The following is a 9,767-nucleotide window of genomic DNA, read 5'->3' as shown; positions in this document are numbered from 1 at the left end:
CGGTTGCGCGCCGCAAGTCGTGGATGGTCGGGACAAGCCCGACCATGACGGCTGGAGGGTGGCGGCGGGCGTGGGCCAGGACGCAGCGGCGCCAAGTTGGATCGCGTGGTCAAGACGACAGCATGGCCAAGGCGTCGCCACTCCCGCCACCAGGCCGTCATGCCCGCGCTCGTCGCGGGCATCCACGCGTTTTCGTCTGCGCCCCGGTTGCGCGCCGCAAGTCGTGGATGGTCGGGTCAAGCCCGACCATGACGGCTGGAGGGTGGCGGCGGGCGTGGGCCAGGACGCAGCGACGCCAAGTTGGATCGCGCGGTCAAGACGACAGCATGGCCAAGGCGTCACTGCTCCCGACACCAAGCCGTCATGCCCGCGCTCTTCGCGGGCATCCACGCGTTTTCGTCGGCGCCATGGTTGCGCGCCGCAAGTCGTGGATGGTCGGGACAAGCCCGACCATGACGGCGAGAGGGGGGCTTTGGAGGAGGGGAATGCGGTGTGTTGTCAGCGCGCTGTTGTGGGGGCGGCTGTGGAAGGGGAGGCGGGCGTAGCGCCCACAGGTAAGCATTCCTGCCGGGCATCGCCGGAAAGCATCCTTGCCAGGCATCCTTGCCAGGCATTCTTGCCAAATATCCTTGCCAAGCTTCCTTGCCAAATATCGTTGCCAATCATCGTGGTCAGGCATCCCTTGCAAAGATCCCCTGCCAGACATCCCAGCACGCCGCCAAACTTCCCCTGCATGCAGCCCCAACTCCATCCCCGGCGCCCTCGAGGAACCCTCGCATATCGCCCAGGCCAAACCTGCATGGGGCGATGGACAAGCGGCGACTGGCTTGCAACAGTGTCATAACTGATATCGTTCTTACAGGGCTCCCATTTGACGACGTTGTATCTGTCGCATCCGGCCTGTCTCCTGCACGACGCGGGGCCTGGCCATCCTGAAAGCAATGAACGCATGCGCGCCGTGGAGCGCGCCCTGGAGGACGAGAAGTTCGCCCTTTTGGTGCGTGAGCCGGCGCCCATGGGCACGGAGGCGGACGTGCTGCGCTGCCATACGCGCGAGCATGTGGAGCGGTTGCGCGCGCTGGCCCCCACCGATGGCCGCCTGGTGGAGGTTGAGGCCGACACCACCATGAGCATGGGCACCTGGGAGGCGGCGATGCGCGGCGTCGGCGGCGCCGTGCGCGCGGTTGATGAGGTGTTGTCTGGGGCGGTGATGAACGCCTTTGTCGCCACCCGCCCGCCAGGCCATCACGCCGAGCACGACAAGGCGATGGGCTTCTGCTTCTTCAACAACGCCGCCATCGCCGCGCGCCACGCCATCGAGGCGCACGGGCTTGAGCGGGTGGCGATCGTCGACTGGGACGTGCACCACGGCAATGGCACCCAGGACATCTTCTGGGATGATCCGCGCGTCATGTATTGCTCGACGCATGAGGCGCCGCTGTTCCCGCATACGGGCGACATGGGCGAACGCGGCGAACACAACAATATCGTCAATATTCCGCTGACGCCGGGCACCAATGGCCGGACCTATCGCGAGATTTTCGACCTGATGGTGCTGCCGCGCGTCGACAGCTTCAAGCCGGATCTGGTGATCATCTCCGCCGGCTTTGACGCCCACTGGCGCGATCCGCTGGCCAATATCAACCTCACCGAGAATGACTTCGCCTGGGCGACCCGGCGGCTGCTCGATCTCGCCGACCGGCGTAGCAAACGCCGCGTCGTTTCGGTGCTGGAGGGTGGCTACGATCTGGAGGCGCTGCAGCGCAGCGTTTCGGTGCATGTCGAGGCGCTGATGGCCGGCTGACGCAGGGCCGCCCGGTCAGGGCGGCCCGCGCCACTATGGGCGGCGACAGCAAACGCGCGGCGGCCCCTTCGCCGCCGCATCGTTACATTGCGTGCAATCTCCAGCATGGAGAAGCGGTAGACGCCGTCCCCCCCTGCGCCTGCGTCCCGGGAGCCGGCGTCAGCCGTCCACCTTCTCTGTCCGCACGATCTCGATGCCGAAGCCGGCGAGGCCGACGAAGGCGCGCGGGGTTGAGGACAGGTTGACGATGGACGAGACGCCCAGATCGCGCAGGATCTGCGCGCCGAGGCCGATCTCGCGCCATTCGCGCACCCGGCTTTCCTCGGCGGTCGCCGGGCTCTCGTCCTGGCGGTGCAGCGGCACGCCAGCGGCGCCGTCGCGCAGATAGACCAGCACGCCGCGCCCCTCACGGGCAAAGCGGGCCACCGCCTGTTCGACGGCGGAGGGGCCGAACAGGTCCGACACCACATCAGCGCGGTGCAGGCGGGCGGGCACGGCCTCGCCATTACCGATCGCCCCCATGACGAAGGCGAAATGCTGCACGGTGTCGAGGCCGGTCTCATAGACATAACCGGTGAGCTCGCCGTGGCGGGTCTTCACCGGGAAGGAGCCGACCCGCTCCACCAGCTTCTCGCGCGAACGGCGGTAGGCGATCAGGTCGGCCACCGAGATGCGCTTGAGATTGTGCTGCGCGGCGAAGGCGTCGATCTGCTCGCCCTTCATCACCGTGCCGTCGTCATTGGCCAGTTCGCAGATGACGCCGACCGGCGGCAGGCCGGCGAGGCGGCACAGATCAACCGCGGCCTCGGTATGGCCCGAGCGCATCAGCACGCCGCCATCGCGGGCGATCAACGGGAAGACATGGCCGGGGCGAACGAAATCCTCGGGGCCGAAATTGCCATTGGCGAGGCCGCGCACCGTATTGGCGCGCTGCTCGGCGGAGATGCCAGTGGTCAGGCCATGCTTGACGTCGACCGTGATGGTGAAGGCGGTGCCCAGCGGCGCGTCATTGGCGGCGACCATTGGATCAAGCCGCAACCGCACCGCTTCCTCACGTGAGACTGGCGCGCAGACGATGCCGCAGGTGTTGCGGATGATGAAGGCCATCTTCTCGGTGGTGCACAGCGAGGCGGCGCAGATCAGATCGCCTTCATTTTCGCGGTCATCATCGTCGGTGACGATGATGATGTCGCCGCGGGCGATGGCTTCGATGGCTTCATTGACGTTGTTCGACATGGCTGCGACGACCTCCGCATTGCTGCGCCAGAGCCCGGCCCGGTCAAGGCTGACCAGGCCATGCTCCACTCTCCCGTAATCCGGGCGCACTCCGCTCCATCAGGCGTCAGTCGCCTGCTGGGGCAGCGCCGGCAGGGCAGGCGCAAGACGCCTGCCGAAACCTCATGCGCCACAAGGCCCCGGCGCGCAAACCGGGCCAGGGCGCAGTCTGGCCCCTGCGCGGCGGCCGCCGCCTTGCGTCAGATCAAGCATGGCCGCCCGGCGGTGGATTTGTCCACTGCGGCGCGCGCCGTCCTCGCCAGCTGCAAGCGACAAGTCACAAGTCGCCAAACGTCAGCTGTCTTCAGCTGCGCGGGCCTGGCCAGTGGCGGAGACCGCCGGTCTGGGCGCGGTCGCGCAGATAATGATCAGCGATGGCGCAGGCCACCATGGCCTCGCCCACGGGCACGGCGCGCAGGCCGACGCAGGGGTCGTGGCGGCCCTTGGTCAGAATATCGGCCTCGGCGCCGGCGCGGTCGATGGTCTGGCGCGGCGTCAGGATCGATGAGGTTGGCTTGACGGCGAAGCGGGCGATCACCGCCTGGCCCGTCGAGATGCCGCCGACCACGCCGCCAGCGTGATTGGACAGGAACAGCGGCTTGCCGTCATTGCCCATGCGCAATTCGTCGGCATTGGCCTCGCCGGTCAGTTCGGCGGCGGCGAAGCCATCGCCAATCTCGACGCCCTTCACCGCGTTAATGCTCATCAGATTGGCGGCGATATCGGTGTCGAGCTTGCCATAGATCGGCGCGCCAAGGCCCGCCGGCACGCCCTCGGCCACCACCTCGATCACCGCGCCGATGGATGAGCCGCTCTTGCGGATGCCGTCGAGGTAGTCGGCGAAGACATCGACCATCGCCGCGTCAGGGCAGAAGAACGGATTGTCGCCGACAATGCCCCAGTCCCAATTGTCGCGATTGATGCGGTGCGGGCCGATCTGCACCACGGCGCCGCGCACGATCAGGCCTGGCACGACCTTGCGGGCGATGGCCCCGGCGGCCACGCGCATGGCGGTCTCACGCGCCGACGACCGGCCGCCGCCGCGATAATCGCGCAGGCCATATTTGACGTCATAGGCGAAATCGGCGTGGCCAGGCCGATACTTGTCCTTGATGTCGCCGTAGTCCTTGGAGCGCTGGTCGGTGTTGTTGATCAGAAGGCCGATCGACGTGCCCGTGGTCACCTGCTCGCCGCTGTCGGGGTGGGCGAAGACGCCGGAGAGAATCTGCACCTCATCGGCCTCGCGCCGCTGGGTGGTGAAGCGCGACTGGCCCGGCTTGCGACGATCCAGATCACGCTGGATGTCGGCTTCGGTCAGCGCAATGCCAGGGGGGCAGCCGTCGACGACGCAGCCAATGGCCGGGCCGTGGCTCTCGCCAAAGGTGGTGACGCGGAACAGATGGCCGAATGAGTTGTGCGACATGGATTTCCTCTGTCGCTTGCATAGGGCTGGCCGTGCGCCCGGTCAAATGTCTCCTGACAGGGCGAGGGCGCGAGGCTGTTTCGGCAGTCGCAAGCCGGCGCCTGCGCGGCGACCGCGCGCTCCGCCCCATCCCGCACACCCCGCGCCGCTCCCCCCGCCCGTCATGCCCGCGCTTGTCGCGGGCATCCACGCGTTTGCTGTGGTGGGGCTGCTCGGCGGTTGAAGACGTGGATGGTCGGGGCAAGCCCGACCATGACGGCGGAGGGGGGCGGGCGACGGGGACCGCTGTTGCGCTGTCCGCTCTGCCGCGCCTTGGCGCCATGCAGCGTTGGACTTTCTGCAGCGCTTGCCCGGCTGCAGGGCTGAGCCTTGCGTAGGAGCCCCGTCGGGTCGCCGCAGGTCGACGCCAGCCGTAGTGCATCGCGCCGCTCCCCCAGCCCGTCATGCCCGCGCTTGTCGCGGGCATCCACGCGTTTTCTGTGGTGGGCTGCGCGGCGGTTAAAGACGTGGATGGTCGGGTCAAGCCCGACCATGACGGCGGAGGGAGGGCCAGGCGATGGGGGGGCTGCGGGGCCTCAGTTGGAGTGGCGCAGCTGCGGTGAAGGACCTTTGTCGCGCTGGCATTTGCGCCGCGACGGCGCCGGACAGCCGAAGGGCGGCGCTGAGCCGCCCTTCGCATCAGTGACCATCTCAGGCCGCCAGCCTCGGCGCCGGGGCTGCGGCTGTCTGGGCCGCGGCGCCGCGCACGGGCTGGGCGGGAGCGCCGGCCCATTGCGAGTGCGCCGGCACGTTCTCGCCCTTCATGATGATGGTGGTCTGGCCGATGCGGGCGAAGTCGCCGACATGGGTGTCGTAGAGCACGGTGGAGCCAGCGCCGATGGTGACGCCCGTGCCGAGTTCGATGCGGCCCACCTTCATGACGCGGTCCTCATAGAGATGGGTCTGCAAGGTGGCGGTCATGTTGACGGCGCAGTGGTCGCCAATTTTGACGCAGTCGAACTCGGTGAGGTCGGTCCAGTCCATCCACACGCCCTTGCCGATTTTCGTGCCGTAAACCCGCAACAGCCAGGGCAGGAACGGCGTGCCGCGGAAGAACTCCAGCGACGCCTTGCCGACGAGGCCGCCATAGATCACCGCCACCGCCTCGGTGCGCATCGCCCACCACGACCACATGGGGTGGGCGCAGGGCCGGTAAGCGCCCATCATCAGCCATTTGACGATGGCCGAGAACGCCACAAGCGCCAGCGCGATGACCACGCCCGCAGCAAGGAACACGCCGAGCGCGCTCAGCCATGCGCCCTCGGCGATGGGGCCGGAGATCACGTCGGCGGTGATGTAACCGCAGGTGATGAACAGTGCGGTGGGCAGCGAGGTGTGCGTCGCCTCAAACAGGCCACGCAGGAACAGCATGCGCTTCGGCGGCTGATAGGTGAAATTGGCCGAGACCTCGAACTTCTGCCGCACCGGCAGCCGGATCGCCGGGCTGCCGAACCAGGTTTCGCCCTGGCCGATGTGCAGGCTCTGCGGCATGCGCGATTTGATGCCGAGCAGCGAATCGTCCTCGATCACCGAGCCGCCCGGAACGATGGCGTCATTGCCGAGGAACACCCGGTCGCCGGTCTTCACCCGGTGCAGGTCCATATAGCCGCGCCGGATCTCCTCATCGCCGAAGATCACCTCATCGCCGAGGAAATTGCCCGCGCCAATGTCAACGAGGTCATAGCGCCCGGCCAGATTGGTCGAGATTTCCGAGCCCTTGCCGATCTTCGCGCCCATCATGCGATACCAGATGCGCATGAACAGCGTGGCGTAGAGCGAGTTCAGGGTCTCCAGCGTCACCTCGGTGGCGAGGCCCATCAGCCATTTGCGCACATAGAACCACGAGTGGATCGAATGCACGCCCGGCTGCACCCGGCGTGGCAGGATGATCCAGCGGCAGACGATGATCGCCGCCATCGCCACAAGTATCAGCGCCAGGGCCGTCGGCAGCGTCAGCAGCGGCAACATCGCCCAGGACACGTCATGGTCGGCGGCGCCGCTGAACAGGCTGTCGAGATTGTACAATACGTAGAACGCCGGGAAGATCGGCAGCAGGCCGAGCATCAGCATGACGATATAGCCAAGGCCATAGGTCACGCCCTGGGCCGCGCGGGTCAGGCGCCCGGCCTCGGCTTGCGGCGGCAACGCCGCCAGATCGACCATGCCGATCTTGCGGGCCGGGGAGCCCTCCCACTTTTCGCCATCGCCCACCACGCCATTCTCGGGGATGGCGGTGAGGTCGGCCAGCTCGGCGCTGCGGCCGAGGCGGCTGTTGGGGCCGAAGGAGCAGGAATTGCCAGTGTAAGCGTCGGCGCCGATGTCGATCGTGCCGATCACCAGCTCATTGCCGACCACCTGAACATTGGCGAAGCGATTTTTGGCCCCGGTGGAGGCGTAATCGCCAATGGTGATCAGGTCGATGGCCCCGGCTTCGAAGTCGCCAATGATGGCGTCCTTGCCGATCTTGGCGCCGAGCATGCGCAGATAAATCCGCATCAAGGGCGAATTTTGCAGGAATTTCAGCGTCGTCGCCTGGATCATGCGCTGCACGAACCAGACGCGGAAGTAATAGACGCCCCACAGTGGATAGCGGCCAGGTCGTGTCCGCCCCAGCACCAGCCATTTGACGCCGGCGATCAGCAATTTGGCGCCGATGTTCAGCACCACATAGACGGTGAACAGCACCGCCATCTCGGTCCAGATCGAGGCGTCGTCATTCATCACCGCGATGGAGGCGAGGAACAGGCCCAGCCACTGGATGGTGACGAGCCCGAGAATGACCGGCAGGGCCAGCGCCTGGGCGACGCCGCACCAGAACCGGCGGGCCAGCGGAACCGGCTCGAACGACAGATCCTGCGGGCCATCGCCGGCATTGGCCGCTGCCAGCGCCGCCATGGCGCGCAGGGTGCGGGCGGCGTAGACATCCTGCATGGTCAAGGTGGCGTAGGCCGGATGGCGGCGCACCTCGGAAACAAAACGCGCCGCCAGCAGCGAATGGCCGCCGAGATCGAGGAAGAAATCCGCCTCAAACGGGATCGCCTGCCCCGGGAACACATGCTGGGCGGCGGCGAGCAGCACCGCCTCGGCGTCGCTCTGCGGCGTTTCTTCAGTCGCCGCCTCACGGGCGCTTAGCGCCACACCCTTCAGGGTCTTGCGGTCGATTTTCCCCGAGGTCAGACGCGGCAGCGCCGTCGCCAGCTCGAAATGCGACGGGCACATATAGGATGGCAGCCGGTCGCGCAGGCCGGTGCGGATGGCCATGCGGTCGATGCTGGCCCCTGGCTGCGGCACAATGAACGCTACCAGCCGGTCGACGCCATCATCCTGGCGCACCACCACGGCGGCCTGGGCCACATCTGGAAAATCGGCCAGCGCCGCTTCGATCTCGCCCAGTTCGACCCGGAACCCGCGGATCTTGACCTGATCGTCGATGCGGCCGTGGAACAGGATATTGCCGTCGAGATCGAGGCTCACCGCATCGCCGGAGCGATACAGCACCGGGTCGATGACCTTGGCGTCGCCAGCGAAGGGGTTGGCGATGAATTTCTCGGCGGTGAGTTCGGGGCGGCGCAGATAGCCGGTGGCGACGCCAGGGCCGCCGATCAGCAATTCGCCTTCGACGCCCGGGGCCACCGGCTGCAGCGCCTCGTCGACGACGTAGCAGGTGTAATTGGGCAGCGGCTTGCCGATGGTCACGACCTGACCAGGCACCACCTCGGCGACCGTGGCCACCACCGTGGCTTCGGTCGGGCCATAGGTATTGAAGATCTGCCGCCCCTGGCGGGCCCAGCGGGCGATCAGCGGAGCTGGCAGCGCCTCGCCGCCGAGCAGGATGACGCGCAGGCTGGGCACATCGCGTGGCAACAGCGCCAACAGCGTCGGCACGGTGTCGAGCACGGTGACGCCCGCCGCCTCAAGCACGCCGGGCAGCGCCTCGATGTCGGCCATCACCTCCGGCGTCGCCACATGCAGCGTCGCGCCGATCAGATAGGGAACCCAGATTTCCTCCATCGACAGGTCGAAGGCCACCGAGGCGCCCTGGAACACCACGTCATCTGGCGTCAGGCCATAGACGTCATTGGCGGCCCGCAGGAAATGGCAGGTGTTGCGCTGGCTGATGACGATGCCTTTGGGCACGCCGGTCGAGCCGGAGGTGTAGATCATATAGGCCGGGCTATCGGCGGTCTGGCCACGGGCGCGCGGGTCGGCGAGCGGCGGCAGGTCGGCAGCGGCTTGCAGGCTCTCAACGGTGAACAGCGGAAATTTGGCGGCGGCGGCGCGCGGCGACAGGGCGTCCACCGTCACAAGGCCAAGGGCGCCGGCGTCGGCAAGGCAGGTGGCGATGCGATCCACCGGCGCGTCAGCGTCAAAGGGCAACCAGGCGGCTCCGGTGCGGGTGATGGCGATCTGCGCCATGAGTAGCGCCACGCCGCGCGGCGCCCACAGGCCAATGACCTTGCCGGGGCCAGCGCCCTGCGCCGCCAACGCCCGGGCCATTTTCTCGGTGATGTCGCTGACCTGGGCGTAGGTCCACACCTGATCGCCGCAGCTGAAGGCGATGCGATAACCGCGCAGGCGCACCGTGGCGGCGAAGATTTCCGCGAGCGTCTCGTCGCGGGCGAAATCGGGGCGGGTCGGCCCGGCCAGAGAGGAGGGCGCAGCGGCAAGGCCAGCAAGGCCTGACGCCATGGGTTCGCTTGGGATTTTCATCAGTCCTCGCCCGGGCAAGGCCGCCATCGCCAGCGCCGTCGCCCCGATCACGCGCCAGGTAAGGCGCTTTGGACGCAGCAATGCGCCGGGCTGGCTGAACCGGGGATGAACGAAAATGAACGGAATGATGACAGCGGCTGGGCGCGCCAGCGTCGGCCTGCAACCGTCATCTGGCGCGACTGCGTCCGTCATTAGCGCAACCGTGGATGCCCGTGACGAGCACGGGCATGACGGCGGAGAGGTGGCGGGGTGTGATGGGGCGTAGTGGCGGGGCGCGGTGGTCGCGGTGCCGATGGCCGGGGCTGATAGCAGCAACAGCCCTGGGGCGACGGAGTATCGGGGCGCTTGGGGGGCAGCGCGCAGGCTCTCAACCCCGCCGCGTCATGCCCGTGCTCGTCACGGGCATCCACGTCTTTGGGCGCGCCAACGTCGGCCTGCAACCGTCATCTGGCGCTACTGCGTCCGTCATCAGCGCAACCGTGGATGCCCGTGACGAGCACGGGCATGACGGCGGAG

The 9,767-nt window shown here is 67.3% G+C and carries 4 protein-coding genes; 1 reads left to right on the top strand and 3 read right to left on the bottom strand.

Going from position 1 to position 9,767, the window contains the following annotated elements:
• Positions 1 to 871 precede the first annotated feature (871 nt).
• Positions 872 to 1,804 carry a histone deacetylase family protein gene (locus tag AC6A67_RS00120; RefSeq protein WP_498034480.1) on the top strand — a complete coding sequence of 311 codons (933 nt, stop codon included), beginning with the start codon at positions 872 to 874 and terminating at the stop codon, positions 1,802 to 1,804.
• Between the two features lie 159 nt (positions 1,805 to 1,963).
• Here the strand turns inward: AC6A67_RS00120 and ribB are convergent, their stop codons facing one another.
• From ribB to AC6A67_RS00105, 3 genes are all read right to left on the bottom strand, one after another.
• The gene (gene ribB / locus AC6A67_RS00115; protein WP_498034479.1) at positions 1,964 to 3,040 is read right to left on the bottom strand and encodes a 3,4-dihydroxy-2-butanone-4-phosphate synthase; all 1,077 of its coding nucleotides are present in this window, start codon (positions 3,038 to 3,040) and stop codon (positions 1,964 to 1,966) included.
• A gap of 343 nt (positions 3,041 to 3,383) precedes the next feature.
• The gene (gene aroC, locus AC6A67_RS00110) at positions 3,384 to 4,502 is read right to left on the bottom strand and encodes a chorismate synthase (protein WP_498034478.1); all 1,119 of its coding nucleotides are present in this window, start codon (positions 4,500 to 4,502) and stop codon (positions 3,384 to 3,386) included.
• A 690-nt stretch (positions 4,503 to 5,192) separates the two neighbouring features.
• Entirely contained in the window at positions 5,193 to 9,251 is a 4,059-nt protein-coding gene (locus AC6A67_RS00105) for a Pls/PosA family non-ribosomal peptide synthetase (RefSeq protein WP_498034477.1), read from the bottom strand.
• Between the last annotated feature and the right edge of the window lie 516 nt (positions 9,252 to 9,767).

Source organism: Camelimonas sp. FR25 (assembly GCF_059740505.1).
This window is presented reverse-complemented; position numbering and strand designations above follow the sequence as displayed.

Bases quoted from the DNA above. Each gene is read 5' to 3' on its own strand.
- ribB (WP_498034479.1), bottom strand. From the start codon at position 3,040: ATGTCGAACAACGTCAATGAAGCCATCGAAGCCATCGCCCGCGGCGAC.
- aroC (WP_498034478.1), bottom strand. From the start codon at position 4,502: ATGTCGCACAACTCATTCGGCCATCTGTTCCGCGTCACCACCTTTGGC.
- AC6A67_RS00105 (WP_498034477.1), bottom strand. From the start codon at position 9,251: ATGAAAATCCCAAGCGAACCCATGGCGTCAGGCCTTGCTGGCCTTGCC.